General features: G+C 60.9%; 16 protein-coding genes. 6 read left to right on the forward strand and 10 right to left on the reverse strand.

All coding sequences use genetic code 11. The annotated features are described in order from the left end of the window. Positions 1-59: 59 nt before the first annotated feature. The 8 genes from JT360_RS13275 to JT360_RS13310 form a co-directional block, all read right to left on the reverse strand. Positions 60-749, reverse strand: a complete 690-nt coding sequence (locus JT360_RS13275; RefSeq protein WP_214472064.1) for a response regulator transcription factor — start codon at positions 747-749, stop codon at positions 60-62. After that, positions 749-3,475 (reverse strand): DUF4118 domain-containing protein, encoded by a 2,727-nt coding sequence (locus JT360_RS13280; protein WP_214472065.1) that lies wholly within the window; start codon positions 3,473-3,475, stop codon positions 749-751. Before JT360_RS13280 ends, JT360_RS13275 begins: the two co-directional genes overlap by 1 nt. Before the next feature lie 56 nt (positions 3,476-3,531). Beyond that, positions 3,532-4,095 carry a potassium-transporting ATPase subunit KdpC gene (kdpC, locus tag JT360_RS13285; protein ID WP_214472066.1) on the reverse strand — a complete coding sequence of 188 codons (564 nt, stop codon included), beginning with the start codon at positions 4,093-4,095 and terminating at the stop codon, positions 3,532-3,534. An 11-nt stretch (positions 4,096-4,106) separates the two neighbouring features. Further along, on the reverse strand, positions 4,107-6,200 hold the full coding sequence (kdpB, locus tag JT360_RS13290; RefSeq protein ID WP_214472067.1) for a potassium-transporting ATPase subunit KdpB: 2,094 nt from the start codon (positions 6,198-6,200) through the stop codon (positions 4,107-4,109). Positions 6,201-6,407: 207 nt separating this feature from the next. After that, positions 6,408-8,111, reverse strand: coding sequence for a potassium-transporting ATPase subunit KdpA (kdpA, locus tag JT360_RS13295; protein WP_214472068.1), 1,704 nt, complete (start codon positions 8,109-8,111; stop codon positions 6,408-6,410). A gap of 19 nt (positions 8,112-8,130) precedes the next feature. After that, positions 8,131-8,220 carry a K(+)-transporting ATPase subunit F gene (locus JT360_RS13300; RefSeq protein WP_023669708.1) on the reverse strand — a complete coding sequence of 30 codons (90 nt, stop codon included), beginning with the start codon at positions 8,218-8,220 and terminating at the stop codon, positions 8,131-8,133. A gap of 561 nt (positions 8,221-8,781) precedes the next feature. Then, positions 8,782-9,006 (reverse strand): alkylphosphonate utilization protein, encoded by a 225-nt coding sequence (locus JT360_RS13305; RefSeq protein ID WP_214472069.1) that lies wholly within the window; start codon positions 9,004-9,006, stop codon positions 8,782-8,784. 61 nt (positions 9,007-9,067) lie between these two features. Then, positions 9,068-10,033, reverse strand: a complete 966-nt coding sequence (locus JT360_RS13310; RefSeq protein WP_214472070.1) for a LysR family transcriptional regulator — start codon at positions 10,031-10,033, stop codon at positions 9,068-9,070. Positions 10,034-10,166: 133 nt separating this feature from the next. Here JT360_RS13310 and JT360_RS13315 point away from each other — a divergent pair, with 133 nt between their 5' ends. From JT360_RS13315 to JT360_RS13330, 5 genes are all read left to right on the forward strand, one after another. Then, the gene (locus JT360_RS13315; RefSeq protein WP_214472071.1) at positions 10,167-10,880 is read left to right on the forward strand and encodes an SDR family NAD(P)-dependent oxidoreductase; all 714 of its coding nucleotides are present in this window, start codon (positions 10,167-10,169) and stop codon (positions 10,878-10,880) included. Positions 10,881-10,949: 69 nt separating this feature from the next. After that, positions 10,950-11,180, forward strand: coding sequence for a recombinase family protein (locus JT360_RS33565; protein WP_250888780.1), 231 nt, complete (start codon positions 10,950-10,952; stop codon positions 11,178-11,180). A 49-nt stretch (positions 11,181-11,229) separates the two neighbouring features. Continuing rightward, on the forward strand, positions 11,230-11,478 hold the full coding sequence (locus JT360_RS33570; protein WP_250888781.1) for a recombinase family protein: 249 nt from the start codon (positions 11,230-11,232) through the stop codon (positions 11,476-11,478). Next, complete coding sequence (locus JT360_RS13325) at positions 11,444-12,535, forward strand: DUF2806 domain-containing protein (protein WP_214472072.1); 1,092 nt, start codon at positions 11,444-11,446, stop codon at positions 12,533-12,535. The genes JT360_RS33570 and JT360_RS13325 overlap by 35 nt, the downstream gene beginning before the upstream one ends. A gap of 335 nt (positions 12,536-12,870) precedes the next feature. Continuing rightward, positions 12,871-14,163, forward strand: a complete 1,293-nt coding sequence (locus JT360_RS13330) for a tyrosine-type recombinase/integrase (RefSeq protein ID WP_126070410.1) — start codon at positions 12,871-12,873, stop codon at positions 14,161-14,163. Between the two features lie 140 nt (positions 14,164-14,303). Here JT360_RS13330 and JT360_RS13335 read toward each other — a convergent pair whose 3' ends face one another. Beyond that, positions 14,304-14,600 (reverse strand): helix-turn-helix domain-containing protein, encoded by a 297-nt coding sequence (locus JT360_RS13335; RefSeq protein ID WP_224689369.1) that lies wholly within the window; start codon positions 14,598-14,600, stop codon positions 14,304-14,306. Between the two features lie 107 nt (positions 14,601-14,707). On the opposite strand from JT360_RS13335, the gene JT360_RS13340 reads away from it, so the two are divergent. Then, complete coding sequence (locus JT360_RS13340; RefSeq protein WP_214472073.1) at positions 14,708-15,376, forward strand: hypothetical protein; 669 nt, start codon at positions 14,708-14,710, stop codon at positions 15,374-15,376. Between the two features lie 258 nt (positions 15,377-15,634). Here the strand turns inward: JT360_RS13340 and JT360_RS13345 are convergent, their stop codons facing one another. Beyond that, complete coding sequence (locus tag JT360_RS13345; RefSeq protein WP_027030983.1) at positions 15,635-15,847, reverse strand: helix-turn-helix transcriptional regulator; 213 nt, start codon at positions 15,845-15,847, stop codon at positions 15,635-15,637. Positions 15,848-15,886 lie beyond the last annotated feature (39 nt).

Raw genomic sequence — 15,886 nt, forward strand, 5'->3', positions numbered from 1 at the left:
AGCGCATAGCGCTTTCCCTTGGGGAATTGCGTCAAAACAAAGAGATAGAAGGGGTTGTCTCAATCGACACGCAGTCGATAGCCGACACCGGTCTCCGTGGTGATATAGTGCGGCTGGTCGGGGCTTTTCTCGATCTTTTGCCTGAGCTGCCGGACATAGACCCTGAGATATTGCACGTCGGTCGAATCTCCCCAGATCTGCTTCAGGATGAAATGGTGGGTCAGCACCTTGCCGGCATGCTGCACAAGGATGCGCAGGATGTCGTATTCCTTCGGCGAGAGCTTCACCTCCCTGCCCTCGACCTTGACGATGCGCTTGACCAGGTCGACGCTGAGGTCACCGCTCTGGAAAACCGGCTTCTCGCCCTGCTGCTGGAATTTGTGCCGCAGCGCCACGCGGATGCGCGCCACCAGTTCGTTCATGCCGAACGGCTTGGTGACATAGTCGTCGGCGCCGAGTTCGAGCGCGCTGACGATACCGGCCTCGTCAGTGCGGCTGGAGAGGATGACGACGGGAATATCGACACCGTCGTCACGCCATTTACGCAGGAGCTCATGGCCGTCCATGCCGGGCAGGCCGAGATCGAGCAGCACGAGATCCGGCTTGTCCTGTTCCATTAGCTCGATCGCCATCCCAGCGTTCGGCGCCTCGCTGACCGCATAGCCCTGGCTGGCGAGGCCGACCCGAAGCAGCTTGCGGATCGGCGGCTCGTCGTCGACCACCAGGATCCTGACATTCGTATTGGTCATCAAAGCTGATCCACGCTGGGCTCGTCGCTGCGACCGTCGACATCGGGCACATCGGCCGGCACCGGCATCCTGATGGTGAAGGCAGCTCCGGGGCGGTCGGTCCGGTTGGCGGCCAAGATCGTGCCGCCCATCGCCTCGACGAAACCGCGGCAGATCGACAGGCCAAGCCCGGTGCCGGCGCGCACTTGATCGCCTTTGCGCACCCGATAAAAAGTGTCGAACACGCGTTCCAGGTCCTGCGCCGGAATGCCCGGCCCCTCATCCATGATCTGCATGATGACGGATCCATTGTCGGCCCATCCTTGCACGCGGATCGTAGAGCCGGGAGGCGAATATTTCGATGCATTGTCGAGAAGGTTGAACAGCACCTGCTCGAACAGCACGGGATCGAGTTTCAGCATCGGCAAATCAGGCGCAATATCGACCTCGATCTCGTGTTCACCGGTGATCTTGCGGGCGCGGTCGAGCGCCGTGCCGACGATATCACCGACATAATGGAGGGCATAATTCGGCTCCATCGCACCGGACTCGATCTTGGTCATGTCGAGCAGGTTGGCGATGAAGCGGTTCAGCCGTTCCGACTCGTCGATCACCGTCGACAGAAGCTCCGCCCTGTCCTGCTCGGGCAGATCAGGCGCGTATTCCTTGAGCGTGCCGGCCGCCCCCATGATGGCCGCAAGCGGCGTTTTCAGGTCATGCGAAATCGAGGTCAGCAGGGCCGAGCGCAGCCGGTCGGCTTCGGCCGCGAGCTTGGCGCGGTCGACATCGGCGACGAGCTGGATGCGTTCGATCGCCACCGCCGCCTGGTCGGCCAGCGCGTCGAGCAGCCGCTGTTGCTCGGGCGTCAGCAAAGGGCCCTGCTTGTCATTGTCGAGGCCGACGACGCCGATCGCCGTGCGCCCCGTGCGCAAGGGCAGATAGAGGCGCTTGGCGCCGGGCAACGTGTCGGCGCCGCGTCCCGCCGCGCGGTTGTGCTCCCACGCCCAGCGGGCGGCGGCAATATCGGCCTCGGCCAGCGTATCGTCGGGCGGATAGCCGGCCTTGACGGTGATGGTGCCGTTTTCGGGAAGAAGCAGCACCACACGCAGCTTCAGCATTGAGGCGATCTGGAAGGCGGTGGCCCACAGCACATCATCGAGCGTGCCGGCGCCGGCGAGCTTCTTGGAGAACAGATAGATGTCTTCCGTTGCCCGCGCCCTCGAACGGGCGGCGACCGCCTGGCGCTGCACGCGCGCCGTCAGATTGCTGGCGATGACGGCAACGACCAGGAACACGCCAAGCGCGACAATGCTCTCGGGATCCCGGATCGTCAGCGTGTAGCGCGGTTCCAGGAAGAAATAGTTGAAGGCAAGGGCGCTGACGACACAGGCGTACAGAGCCGGCCAGAGTCCGCCATTGACCGCGGACGTCAGCACACCGATGAGGAAGATGATCGCGAGGTTGCGAACATCGAGAAACTGGTCGAGCAGGACGGCGAAGGCGAGCGAGCCGGCGACAAAACCGGTAGCCTTGAGATAGGGCCATATCTGGAACTGCCTTTGCTCGTCGGCCGCCTTGACGCTCCTCGATGTCGCCTCGGTATCCCGCTCGGTTCCCGAAATGACATGGACGCTGATGTCACCGGCATTGCGGATCAGGTCATAGGTGAGCGAGCCCTCGATCAGTTCGCGCCAGCGCGACCGGGTCGGCCGGCCGACCACGATGTGGGTGAAATTGTTGGCCGTCGCATGGCGGACTATATCCTGCGCGACGTTCTGGCCGGGAATGGTCGTCACCTCGGCGCCGAGCTGCTCGGCGAGGCGCAGGAGCGTGGCGAGCCGATCCTTTTCCTCCTCGGACATGCCGGCCAAACGGGGCGTATCGACATGAAGCGCCGTCCATGGCGCACGCAGCCGGTCGGCCAGCCTGCGTGCATAGCGAATGCGGGCAGCCCCGCCCGGACGTGCATCGACGCAGACGAGAACCCGTTCCCCGGCTGCCCATGGCCCCGAAATGGCGTGCGCCTGCATATGATTGAGCAATTGCTCGTCGACGCGCTGCGCGGTGCGGCGCAGCGCCAGTTCCCTGAGCGCCGTCAGATTGCCCGGCGAGAAATAGTTCTCGATGGCACGCTGCGCGGTGTTGGGGAAATAGACCTTGCCTTCCTCCAGCCGCTTGATCAGGTCGTCTGGCGTCAGATCGATGATTTCGACATCATCGGCCTGGTCGATGATGGAATCGGGAACCGTCTCGCGCACTCTGACCCGTGTGATCTGGGCAACGACGTCGTTCAGGCTTTCGACGTGCTGGATGTTGAGCGTCGTGTAGACGTCGATACCTCGCGCCAGGATCTCCTGGACGTCGAGATAGCGCTTGGGATGGCGGCTGCCTGGCGCGTTGGTGTGGGCGAGCTCGTCGACGAGAACCAGCGCCGGGTGCCGGGCGAGGATGGCGTCGATATCCATCTCATCGAGGACGCGCCCCTTGTAGTCGACCTTGCGGCGGGGAATGACCTCGTAGCCCTCGACCAGCGTCTGGGTTTCCCGACGGCCATGCGTCTCGACGACGCCGATCACCACGTCCACGCCGTCGGCCAGCCTGGCGCGGCCCGACATCAGCATTTCATAGGTCTTGCCGACACCTGGTGCCGCGCCAAGGAATATCCGCAGGCGGCCGCGCCCCTCCCGCTCGGCATGCTCGAGCAGCGCATCGGGGGAAGGCCTGTTTTCGCTTCTGTCTTCCGGCATCGGAACCGATCATGAATGGCGCCGGGGATGCTGTCGATCCCCGGCACTGGCCGTCACTATTTCGTTGCGTCCAGCGCCAGGTTGAGAGCCAGCACGTTGACCACCGGCTCTCCCATGAAGCCAAGCTCCCTGCTCTCGACGTGACCGTCGACAAGCGCCTTGACCTTGGCTTCGTCGATCCCCCTGGCCTTGGCTACCCGGGGAACCTGGAAATAGGCGGCCTCCGGGCTGATCTGCGGGTCGAGGCCGCTGCCGGAGGTCGTCACCAGGTCCATAGGCACGGGCTGGTTCGGATTCTCCGCCTTCAGCTTCCCGGCATCGCTCTTGATGCGCTCGATCAGCTTCGGATTGGTCGGGCCGAGATTGGAACCGCCGGAGGCGCCGGCATCATAGCCGTTGCCGGCGGCCGAAGGCCTGCCGTGGAAATATTTGTCGCTGGCGAAGGCCTGGCCGATCAGCTCGGAGCCGATCACCTTGCCGTCCCTCTCGATCAGGCTGCCATTGGCCTGCTTCGGGAACAGTGCCTGGGCAATGCCGGTCATGCCCAAGGGATAGACCAGGCCGGTCAGCACGGTGAAGAACACGATCATGATGATCGCGGGTCTGATTTGCTTGAGCATCGGGATGATCCTTATGCGAGGCCAAGGGCCGTGACGGCCATGTCGATTATCTTGATGCCGACGAACGGCACGATGATGCCGCCCAGGCCGTAGACGAGAAGGTTGCGGCTGAGCAGCGCGCCGGCGCCGATGGCCCGGTATTTGACGCCGCGCAGCGACAGCGGGATGAGCGCGATGATGATCAGCGCGTTGAAGATGATGGCCGACAGGATGGCGCTCTGCGGCGTTGCCAGGTGCATGATGTTGAGCGCCTGCAGCGGGCCGGTGGTCTGGCCGGGCGCGACATAGAAGACGGCGAACATGGCCGGGATGATGGCGAAGTATTTTGCCACGTCGTTGGCGATCGAGAAGGTGGTCAGCGAACCGCGTGTCATCAGCAGCGCCTTGCCGATCTCGACGATCTCGATCAGCTTGGTCGGGTCGCTGTCGAGATCGACCATGTTGCCGGCTTCGCGCGCGGCAACCGTGCCGGTGTTCATGGCGACGCCAACATCGGCCTGGGCAAGGGCGGGCGCATCGTTGGTGCCGTCGCCGCACATGGCGACCAGCTTGCCCTTGGCCTGCTCGTCGCGGATCAGCTTCAGCTTGTCCTCCGGCGTCGCCTGGGCAAGGAAGTCGTCGACGCCGGCTTCCGCCGCGATCGCCGCCGCCGTCATCGGGTTGTCGCCGGTGATCATCACCGTGCGGATGCCCATCTTGCGCAGTTCGGCGAAACGCTCGCGGATGCCGCCCTTGACGATGTCCTTGAGGTGCACGATGCCGAGCAGGCGCCCGTCCCGCTCGACCGCCAGCGGCGTGCCGCCGGACTTGGCGACCTCGTCGGCGATCGCCTGCAGATCCCTGATCGTGTCGCTGTTCGGGCGCGTCGCGTGGCTGGCCGCGGTCGACTGGCTGACATGGGCGAGCACGGAATCGACCGCGCCCTTGCGCACCGAGGAGCCATCGATGTCGACGCCGCTCATGCGGGTCTGCGCGGTGAAGGGCACGAAGGTGGCGTGCAGCGTCGCCATGTCGCGAGCACGGATGGCGTATCTCTCCTTGGCCAGCACGACGATCGAGCGGCCTTCCGGCGTTTCGTCGGCAAGCGAGGCAAGCTGGGCCGCGTCGGCCAGTTCCTGCTCGGTGACGCCCTTGACCGGGCGGAACTCGGTCGCCTGGCGATTGCCGAGCGTGATCGTGCCGGTCTTGTCGAGGAGCAGCGTGTCGACGTCGCCGGCGGCCTCGACGGCGCGACCCGACATGGCCAGCACATTGAAGCGCACCAAGCGGTCCATGCCGGCTATGCCGATGGCCGAAAGCAGCGCGCCGATGGTGGTCGGGATCAGGGTGACGAACAGGGCGACAAGCACCGTCACCGAAATATAGCCGCCGGAATAGGAGGCGAAGCTCGGGATGGTCGCGGTGGCCAGCACGAAGATCAGCGTCATGCCGACGAGCAGGATGTTGAGCGCGATCTCGTTCGGCGTCTTCTGGCGCTCGGCACCTTCGACCAGCGAGATCATGCGGTCGAGGAAGGTGTGGCCGGCGGCGGCGGTGATGCGCACTCGGATCCAGTCGGACAGCACCTGGGTACCGCCGGTCACCGCCGAGCGGTCACCGCCGGATTCACGGATAACGGGTGCCGATTCGCCTGTTATCGCGGCTTCGTTGACCGACGCGACACCTTCGATGACCTCGCCGTCGGAGGGGATGATGTCGCCAGCCTCGACCAGCACGGCGTCGCCGACCTTGAGGCTGGTGCCGGGCACCAGTTTGTACTTTGTGCGGTCCTCGCCGGTCAAAAGCTTGGCCTGGGTCTCGGTGCGCGCCTTGCGCAGCGAATCGGCCTGCGCCTTGCCGCGCCCCTCGGCGACAGCTTCGGCGAAATTGGCGAACAGCACGGTGAACCACAGCCAGATGATGATCTGCAATGTGAAGCGCAGGTCGCCGCCGCCTGCGATGAGATCCCGGACGAACAGCACGGTTGTCAGCAAGGAGACGATGGCGACGACGAACATCACCGGGTTCCTCGCCAGCGTGCGCGGGTTCAGCTTCCTGAAGGCGCCGCCGATGGCGGGCCACAGGATGTGGGCATCCATGATGCTCGCGGATTTGGACTGGCTCATTTGTTGGCTCCAGTGTCGATGTTGGACGGCGCCGGGTGCTCGGTCGTCGGAAAGAGGTGTGGAAGAGCGGAGGCGAGCAGCCAAAGCACGAGCAGCACGGCTGCCATGCCAAGGAACGTCGACAAGGTCGGGAAAGGACGAGGCTTGTCCTCCCTTTCGGGATCGTTCGGGTGTCGATTGTCTCGACGTATGTTGAACCAGGGCATCTCAGAAACTCTGTCCATGGATCATTGCCAGGTGCTCGACGATCGGCCCGACGGCGAGCGCCGGGAAGAAGGTCAGGCCGCCGACGATGACGATGACGCCGACCAGCAGTCCGACGAACAGCGGCCCGTCGGTCGGGAATGTGCCGGCGGAGGCCGGCACCGTCTTCTTCGCCACCAGCGAGCCGGCGATGGCGAGCGCCGGAATGATGACCAGGAAGCGGCCCATCAGCATGGTGATGCCGAGCGTGATGTTGAACCAGGGTGTGTTGCCGCTGAGGCCGCCGAAGGCCGAGCCATTGTTGGCCGCCGCCGAGGTGTAGGCGTAGAGAACCTCGGAGAAGCCATGCGGGCCGCCATTGGCGATCGAGGCGACGGCGCTTGGCAGCACGACGGCGATTGCCGTGAAGCTCAGCATTGCCAGCGGCAGGCACAGTATCGCCAGCATCGCCATCTTGACCTCCTTGGCCTCGATCTTCTTGCCGAGATATTCGGGCGTGCGTCCAACCATCAGCCCAGCAACGAAGACGGCCAGCACGATGAACATCATCATGCCGTAGAAGCCGGCGCCGACGCCGCCGACGATGACCTCGCCGAGCTGCATGTTGATCATCGGGATCAAGCCGCCGAGCGCGGTGAAGCTGTCATGCATGGCGTTGACGGCGCCGCACGAGGCGGCCGTGGTGATGACCGCGAACAGCGCCGAGAGCGCGATGCCGAAGCGCGTTTCCTTGCCTTCCAAATTGCCGCCGTCGATGCCAAGCGCATGGACCAGCGGATTGCCCGCTGCTTCGGCCCAGTAGCAGATGGCGACGCCGGCGAGGAACAGCACGCCCATCGCGGCAAGGATCGCCCAGCCCTGGCGCTGGTTGCCGACCATGCGGCCGAACACGTTGGTCAGCGCGGCACCCAGCGCGAAGATCGTGACCATCTGGATCAGGTTGGAAATCGCGTCGGGATTTTCGAACGGGTGCGCGGCATTGGCATTGAAGAAACCGCCGCCATTGGTGCCGAGCATCTTTATCGCCACCTGCGAGGCGACCGGGCCGAGAGCGATGGTCTGCTTGGCGCCCTCCAGCGTGGTGGCGTCGACATAGGGCCCGACTGTCTGCGGTATGCCGAGCCAGACGTAGACGAGGGTCAGGACAATGCACAGCGGCAAGAGGATGTAGAGCGTGCAGCGGGTCATATCGACCCAGAAATTGCCGATCGACTTGACCGAGGCGCGGGCAAATCCGCGGATCAGGGCAACCGCAATCGCGATACCGACGGCGGCCGACATGAAGTTCTGCACCGTGAGGCCGGCCATCTGCACGAGGTAGGACATCGTGCTTTCGCCGCCATAGTTCTGCCAGTTGGTGTTGGTCACGAAGCTGGCCGCGGTGTTGAAGGCGAGGTTGGCATCGACCGGCGCCATGCCGGCCGGATTGTAGGGCAGCACACCCTGGAGCCGCTGCAGGATATAAAGCACCAGGAAGCTGGCGATACTGAAGAACATGATGCCCGCCGCATAGGCGGTCCAATGTTGATCCTCGCGCTCGCTGGTTCCCGAAATGCGATAGAGCCCGCGTTCGATCGGGCCTAGAAGTGGCGAGAGGAATGTCCGCTTGCCGTTGAAGACGCGGTACATGTAGCCGCCGAGCGGTTTCGCGAGCAAAACGACGATCCCGCAGTAGAAGAGGATCTGTAGCCATCCGTTGAGGGTCATTGAAGTCGCTTTCCGGTCTTCAGAAGCGTTCTGGACGAACGAGGGCGTATGTCAGGTAGACGAGCAGGAACAGCGTCACGCCACCGCCGAGAATGTAATCGACAAGCATTTTTCAATCCTCGCGCTAAAGAACGTCGCAGGCTTTGATGTAGGCGAAGGAAAGGGCAAAAAATAAAATCCCTATCCCGAGAACGACGACATCCATCGTTTTTGCTCCTTGCTTCCATTTTTCTGCCGTTCCTGCTTAAGCAGGTTGGCAATGACACAAAAACGCCGCGCCACACTTCGATTGGCGGCGGTATCAGACGTTTTTGCTCAAGATGGAATATGGACCCGATCGCCATAAAGGTTCGAGACGGGGCGGGGCGGAAAGAAATAGGAATTTTATAAAGGTTTTGGGTGGGGCCGGTCCGTGCTGCGCCAGGTATTTAGGCACGGCTTGACAAAGCGCCCGGCAGCGATGAGCCGGCGATCATCCGGGCGGAGGTGATGTCAGATGAGAAAAAACTATGAAAAGCCGTTTTTGGTAAAGCGCGAGAAATTGTCCGCTATTACCGCAGTCTGTGCGCCTTCCGTCTGCCTGATATAAGCCCGCTTGTCGGCAAACGAGCGCCCCGCAGCGTGAAGAGAACCCGACAATAGCCACCAAGGCGGCTTGCCCCCTTGAGGGTCACGCCTTCTTCACGAACTCGGTCTTGAGCACAAGGCCCTTCACTTGCTTGGTGCTGCATTCGATTTCGCCGGGATTGCCGTTGAGGCGGATGTTCTTTACCAACGTTCCCCGCTTGATCGTCTCCGACGTGCCTTTGACTTTGAGGTCTTTGATCAGCGTGACGGAATCGCCGTCATTCAATTGAGCGCCATTGCTGTCGCGCACGATTACATCGTTTGGCATGCCATCTCCTGTGAGTTGGATCACCACTACCAGATCACGTAAGAATCCCAAAACCGGCCGTTCAAAGTCCAATAATGTCGGCCTGAAACCTGCTATTCCCGATGCGCCCATCACTGTGGTCCGTCGCCATGTGGCGACACGTTTCCATGACGATTTCGCGGAGCCAACGGTGGCTGGGATCGGCGTCCATGCGAGGGTGCCACATCGTCGAAATGACGATCTCGGGGGTGCGAACGGGAAGATCGAAGACGGTCAGGCCCCCCACAGAAGGATCGGCGTGGATCAGACACGCACTCGGCACGAGCGCAATCAGATCCGATTGGCGTGCTATCCGCAGCGCATCGGAGAAAGCGGGCACGACGACGACGATCTCCCGCTTGAGGCCGAGTTTCTCGAGCGCGTCGTCGACCGGGCCCGCAACCGCGCCTTTGCGCGATGCCACGATATGCTTGCAGGCGGCGTAGCGTTCGGGCGTTACCGGCTTTGTCAGCAAGGGATGTCCGGCCCGCGCAGCGCCGACGAAACGGTCGCGGAAGATGCTCTGCGTGCGCACCTCCGGCGCGAATGCGCCCAGCACGCCGATTTCGAGATCGACCTGCCCCTCGCGTAGCGGACCCGAATCCTTTTCCGGCTTTGGCGCGAACCGAAGGCGCACGCGCGGCGCGGCCGACATGACGGCGGCGACCAGAGGCGCGGAAAACGATTCGACGAACCCCTCGCTGGCGCGAATCGTGAAGGTTCGCTCGATCGTGGCGATATCGATGTCTCCGGACTGCGGACTGAGTACGATCCGGACATGCCGGGCAAGGGCGTGGACGTGATCGCGGATCTCCGCCGCTCGGGGCGTCGGCACGAGGCGCCGGCCGGCGCGAACCAGCAGCGGATCGCCCGTCGCCGATCGAAGGCGCGTTAGCGTCCGGCTCATGGCCGACGCGCTGAGGCCAAGCCGGCGGGCAGCACCGGTCACGCTGCCTTCGGCGAGGAGCACGTCCAGCGCCCTGAGAAGATTGAGATCGACCTCGTCCATCAGGGGACGCTATCCGATCGGATAGATCGAGCATAGGCGTCTGGCGCAACTATAGTTTGCCTTCCATGCGTCTGGCGCGGATATACCGAGGGCCTCACATTCGTCGCCGACACCCGACGAAAAGGCTTCCCGTATGACCCACACTCCGCAAAACGAGGCCGTCCGCACGATCCTGCTTGTCGGGGCTTCCCGGGGACTTGGCCTCGCCATGGCCGACGAGTTCGCGAAACGGCGGTGGAATGTCGTCGCGACGGTGCGCGGCACCGCCAGAACCAAGCTGCATGACCTGGCGGACGAGCGGCGAGATCACATCGCGGTCGAGTTCCTCGACATCGACCAGCCGGACCAGATCACAGCGCTGCATGACCGCCTTTCAGGCCGCTCCTTCGACATCCTGTTCGTGAACGCCGGCACCGCGAACATGAGGGACGAGACTGTCGCCGATATCGCGACCGAAGAGTTCGCGCGCGTGCTGGTTACGAACGCGCTTAGCCCGATGCGAGTGATCGAGGGGTTGCAGGATTGCGTCAGGGCGGATGGCCTGATCGGCGTGATGTCGTCAGGCCAAGGCAGCATAGGCGACAACACGAATGGCAGGCATGAAGTCTATCGCTCCAGCAAGTCCGCGCTGAACCAACTCATGCGCAGTTATGCCGCCCGCCATGCCGACGATGGGCGCGCGCTACTGCTGATGGCACCGGGCTGGATACGAACCGATCTCGGAGGCCCGAATGCGCCGTTCAGTGTTGAGGAGAGCATTCCCCAGATCGTGGATGTACTGATCTCGCAGCTAGGCAAGCCGGGTCTCGAATATCTGAACCGGGATGGAAAGACCGTCCGGTGGTGACCGAACCAGCAGCGTGGCCCGGCGGTTTAGGGGACCGTGCTCTCTGGGGGCAGTGACGACAGGCCACAGTTGGCAGAGGCCATGAAGATGGTGCGGGCCAGGGGGCCCGAGCTACTGATCGCCAAGCTGGACCGCCTCAGCCGCGATGTGGCCTTCATAGCCACCCTCATCAAGGACAAGAAGGTCCGCCTCAGGGCGGCCCAGATGCCGAACGCCGACCCCTTCCAGCTCCACCTCTATGCCGCCCTGTCGGAACAGGAGCGCAAGTTCATCTCGGAGCGTACCAAGGGCGGCCCTTAAGGCGGCCAAGGACAGGGGCGTCCGCCTGGGCGGGCTGAGAGACAAAATCATGAAGCGCAACGAGGCGATACAGAGGAAGGCGAAGGCTGAAGCGGAGAAGGCCATGCGGATCATCGGCCCCTTAAGGAGCGCCGGCCAGACCCTCACCGCCATCGCCGACACGATGAACGACATGGGAGCGAAGACCTCACGGGGAGGCAAGTGGTCCGCGACTCAGCTAATGAGGATACTGAGGCGATCATTTACCGCTGGAGGAGGCGTTTGTGAACAAGAAGTCAAAGAAGGTGGAGGTCAGTAATGCCTTGGAGGTGACCGGGGTCAAGGTTGAGGATCTTCTCGGACTTGGCAAAGCAGTCGACTCTCCCGCAGCAAAAGAGATTGTTCGCGCATTTGCAAAGGCTCTTCAGGCCGGCCTATCGACAGTTGCCGGCCCAATAGGAACTTATTTGGCTTCAAAGGCCGATGCCTCAAGCGAAATCACTAAGGCCAGGGCGCGATATCAGGTGGCTCAGATAGATGCAAAAACGGCCGAACTTTTGGAAAGGGCCAAACCACGTTTAATTGCGCAAGAAACACGCAGGCAGTTTAACATTGAGCAAACCGTAGCAAAGGCTATTTCCTTTGCGGGTGAATCAAATGATGAATCTGCACAAGAAATACCGAACGAGTGGTTTCTCCGATGGACTGAAGGCGCTCAGCAGGCAGATGATGAAAAGGTCAAGGACCTTTGGGCTCGTATACTGGCGGCCAAGGCGCAAAGCGAATCCATAAATCTTAGGTCGTCAATAATGAATTTGCTCATGGAAATAGATGCCCATACCGGTGATCTGTTTATTGATTTTATATGCGACCTGGTGACATTCAAGTCATTGCCATTTGCCGGCCAGTCAAATCTTCATAGATTGAAAAATATGGACGTAAATCTATTAGAGGAGATGGGGCTTGTTCGGCAGATTACTCCGGCCACTTACGATTTTGGTTGGCTCAATGTTCAAGTTGGCCATCGGGGCCCGCTAGGTCTCACCTATCACCATGGAGCACTCGGCGTCACTCAGCGGGGGCACGCGCTGGCCACGGCACTTTATGGGATGAGCGATCTGTCGGTTCTATATCCCGAGCGGTTCTCGAAGGAATTCCCCTACGAGAAGGTCGCCAGGCTGATACAAGAGGTAAAATCGAAATACGCCGTCATCCTGACGTTTCGAGGAACTGACACCGTGGGCGATATAGGTCCTATTTCATATGACGAGGCGACTTGGCCAGCCCATGTTGATGTGATCAGTAAACAGTATCCCGAATTGAAGGAGTTTGTTCGCCTGCTTACCGTCAACCTTGTGCCGCCAGTGGCAAGCTAGCTGCGCTTTGGTGGTGCAACTTCTCGGAAAGTCGTCTTTCAGTTCAGAGGGAAAGCCGCGATTTGCCCAAGGTCGCGTCAAGATGGATTTGGGACACAGCGCTGGGACACGGAGCTTGAGTCGCACTCTTATAAGTATCTGATTATATTTTATTATTCGGCACTGTGAGACATTGGCGGAGAGAGCGACAGCCATATTGCTGTCTCATGTCGTCTCAATCAATGAAAATCATAAGGCAATATCAATGCTTTAATCTAAAATGGCTGTCTCGCGCCGTTGCACTCCGCATCATCCAATGCCATTATTTTTGGCGGGTAAGATGATGGGATAGAGAAATGCCGAAGATCGCGAAGGAACTTTCAGCACTAGCCGTCAAGAACTTGAAACACCCCGGATCGACCACACCGGGCAACGCTGTGTTTGCTGTCGGCGGTGTTGCCGGGCTCATGCTCCAAATCACGCCGGGCAGCGGCCGGTCATGGCTATTGCGCACAACAAACGTCAATGGCCGGCGTTGCGAAATGGGTCTTGGCGGGCATGACGTATCATTGGGCGAAGCCCGCGAGCGGGCGAGGGCGACCAAAGACAAAATCCGCAACGGCATCAATCCGCTTCAAGAGAAGCGCGAGCGTCGCAAAGCCGCGATCGAGGCCGCAAAGCGCCATCTCACATTCCGCGATGCCGTTGACAAATTCCTTGTCGACACGCTGGCGGAATTCAGGAACGAAAAGCATCGGAAGCAATGGCAATCCACGCTGGACAAGTATGCAATGCCCGTCATCGGCAATCTTGCCGTTTCCGAAGTCACCAAACATCACATGGTCGAAATCCTTAAGCCGATCTGGACGACCAAGACGGAGACGGCCACGCGTTTGCGGCAACGTTGCGAACGCGTGCTTGATTGGGCAAAGGCACACGGACACCGCGAGGGCGACAATCCGGCACAGTGGAAGGGCAATCTCAATGCCATGTTGTCCAAGCCAAGCAAGGTTGCGACAGTCGATAATCAGCCCGCCGTTCAGTTGAAAGACGCGCCCACGTGGTTCGCAGCATTGCGCAAACGCGAAGGCACGGGTGCACGGGCATTGGAATTCGCGACACTGACCGCTGCGCGATCAGGTGAAGTGCGCGGTTTGGAATGGTCGGAAATCGATTGGAACGACAAATTGTGGACAGTGCCGGCGTCGCGAATGAAAATGAAGCGCCCGCACGTTGTGGCGCTATCCGATGCGGCAATGACAATCCTAACTGCCATGAAAGAGGCCGCGACCGCCGACACAAAATATGTGTTTCCGGCGATCCGCGGCGGCATGCTCTCCGACATGACGTTGAGTGCGACCATGAGACGGATGCACGAAAACGAGATCGAGGCGGGCCGCACGGGCTGGCTCGACAAGAACTCGAAGCGTCCAGCCGTGCCCCATGGGCTGCGGTCAACGTTTTCGGATTGGGCAGGGGAGTTGTCAGATTATCCAAGAGACATGCGGGAATTTGCGCTCGCCCATGCCATCAACAGCGACGTTGAGGCCGCATATCGGCGTGAAACCATGATTGAGAAGCGCCGCGCCATGATGAGCGATTGGACCGCATTTTTGCAGGGCGGGAAAACGCCAAGCTCTATGACGTGAGCTTTGGCAACGCGGTTCGCAAAGCCGTAATCGGCGACGCAGCCGAATTGGTTGATTTGCTGCATTCGGATAGCAAACGTGCGCTGTTAGGCGATCTAGTTGAAGAACTCGCATCACGTCCACAGGTCAAGAACGTGCCCCTACGTACTTTCGGAACGCCGTGACAAGCGCACACCGACACCACCGCCATTTTCAGGGATGAACTCGATGCCGGCATTCTCAAGCGTTTTTTGGAGGAGGTATCGCGTTCCAGTTTGAGGAACAGAACGGTCGTTCTCGAAATTGCGAATGGTAACAGCACTCGCGCCGGAGCGGGCGGCGAGATCCTCTTGCGTCCATTTCAACAGCGCTCGTGCGGCGCGACATTGAGAAGAATCCATTCCGCAAACTGGTGATAACTCCCGAAAATCGCAAGCCTTTTCGGAAAACGTTGACATCTTCTTTCTAAAAACCAATAATCCTTTCGTTTTTAGAAAGCGGCCGCACCGAATGCGCGAACACTCGACGCGGCCTCACCACAACCCAGCTGTTAGGAGCTCGGATCATGGCTGATTCCGACAATAGCATGAGTGCGTTTTTCGTCACCCGGCGGCGCTTGCTGGCGGGCACGGCCACGGCCGCGGCGGCATGGCCCTTCCATGGAAAGTCTCGGGCCGCCGAACTGACGGACGGTGGCAGCGCGGCCGATCCTGCTCTTCGTCTGTGTGGGAACTGGCAAAAGATCCACGATGAGACACTGTCGTTGTGCCGCGAACAGCAGCGGTTGGAGACACACCTCGCCAGGACGATCGGCTTTCCCTGCGCCAAGGTGCGGCTTGCCGATGGTAGGGACGTGACGCTCCATTCCATCGAGAGCCTGAACGTTGCCTACTCTCCTGGAAACGAAGTCGAATGGGGCAGGGCGCTTGCGGATTTCGCGGCACACCAGGCGCGCTGGGACGCTGCTGATGCTGAGATCGGCTATACGAGAGCAGACGAACTTATCCGGCAATCGGAAACAGCCGAAAGCGCGCTTCTGGATGATCTACCGCAGACAGCGGCCACGTCCATAGAAGGCATTTTGGCCAAGCTCAAGGTCATCCTGCGTGACGGTGAGCACTGGGAACATCCAGACGATTTCCCCTGGCCGCATATCCGATCTGTGCTGGATGACCTCGCCCGCCACCATAAATATCGATCCGGCGATGATCTCGATCGATCGGGCAATCGTTAGCCGACGGACCTTATAGGCGGTGAGGATGCAGCCTGCTTCGAAGAAAGCCGGATCGGAGGCAGCCCGTCACGGCCGCTTCGCTCCAAAGTTGCCCTGCTTGAGCAAGCCATCTTGATGAGCGCGAGGCCGACCATCGTTTCTGGTTTGCCGTTTTCGCTCGCCTCGGCGGCGCTCCTGACGGACATGGCAGTAACCCTGCCGCCGTGACCGCTGCGTCTCGATGAGGGCCAGCTTTCCGCGCAGTGTGCATCACCCTCATCAAAACTTGTCATCCTCGTCTTGCGGACGCCACGAAACAGGATTGGTGATCCAGCGACTGATGTCGGATTCATGCCAGCCTGCACCGTGGATACTGATCTGGATCTGGCGTGGGAACGTGCCGTCGGCGATCTTGCGATAGATGGTGGACCGGGACAGACCTGTCCGGGAGACGACGGTTTTCAGGCGGATGATACGGTCTGGTTCGCGCATGGACGCACTGCCTCCTGCTGGTTGTTTTTGACTGCTCCT

Origin of the sequence: Mesorhizobium sp. dw_380 (genome assembly GCF_018588885.1) — a bacterium.
Taxonomy (GTDB): Bacteria; Pseudomonadota; Alphaproteobacteria; order Rhizobiales; family Rhizobiaceae; genus Mesorhizobium.

Bases quoted from the DNA above. Each gene is read 5' to 3' on its own strand.
- JT360_RS13335 (WP_224689369.1), bottom strand. From the start codon at position 14,600: ATGTCAACGTTTTCCGAAAAGGCTTGCGATTTTCGGGAGTTATCACCA.
- JT360_RS13330 (WP_126070410.1), top strand. From the start codon at position 12,871: ATGCCGAAGATCGCGAAGGAACTTTCAGCACTAGCCGTCAAGAACTTG.
- kdpA (WP_214472068.1), bottom strand. From the start codon at position 8,111: ATGACCCTCAACGGATGGCTACAGATCCTCTTCTACTGCGGGATCGTC.
- JT360_RS13310 (WP_214472070.1), bottom strand. From the start codon at position 10,033: ATGGACGAGGTCGATCTCAATCTTCTCAGGGCGCTGGACGTGCTCCTC.
- kdpB (WP_214472067.1), bottom strand. From the start codon at position 6,200: ATGAGCCAGTCCAAATCCGCGAGCATCATGGATGCCCACATCCTGTGG.
- JT360_RS13300 (WP_023669708.1), bottom strand. From the start codon at position 8,220: ATGCTTGTCGATTACATTCTCGGCGGTGGCGTGACGCTGTTCCTGCTC.
- JT360_RS33570 (WP_250888781.1), top strand. From the start codon at position 11,230: ATGAAGCGCAACGAGGCGATACAGAGGAAGGCGAAGGCTGAAGCGGAG.
- JT360_RS13305 (WP_214472069.1), bottom strand. From the start codon at position 9,006: ATGCCAAACGATGTAATCGTGCGCGACAGCAATGGCGCTCAATTGAAT.
- JT360_RS13340 (WP_214472073.1), top strand. From the start codon at position 14,708: ATGGCTGATTCCGACAATAGCATGAGTGCGTTTTTCGTCACCCGGCGG.
- JT360_RS13315 (WP_214472071.1), top strand. From the start codon at position 10,167: ATGACCCACACTCCGCAAAACGAGGCCGTCCGCACGATCCTGCTTGTC.
- kdpC (WP_214472066.1), bottom strand. From the start codon at position 4,095: ATGCTCAAGCAAATCAGACCCGCGATCATCATGATCGTGTTCTTCACC.
- JT360_RS13345 (WP_027030983.1), bottom strand. From the start codon at position 15,847: ATGCGCGAACCAGACCGTATCATCCGCCTGAAAACCGTCGTCTCCCGG.
- JT360_RS13275 (WP_214472064.1), bottom strand. From the start codon at position 749: ATGACCAATACGAATGTCAGGATCCTGGTGGTCGACGACGAGCCGCCG.
- JT360_RS13280 (WP_214472065.1), bottom strand. From the start codon at position 3,475: ATGCCGGAAGACAGAAGCGAAAACAGGCCTTCCCCCGATGCGCTGCTC.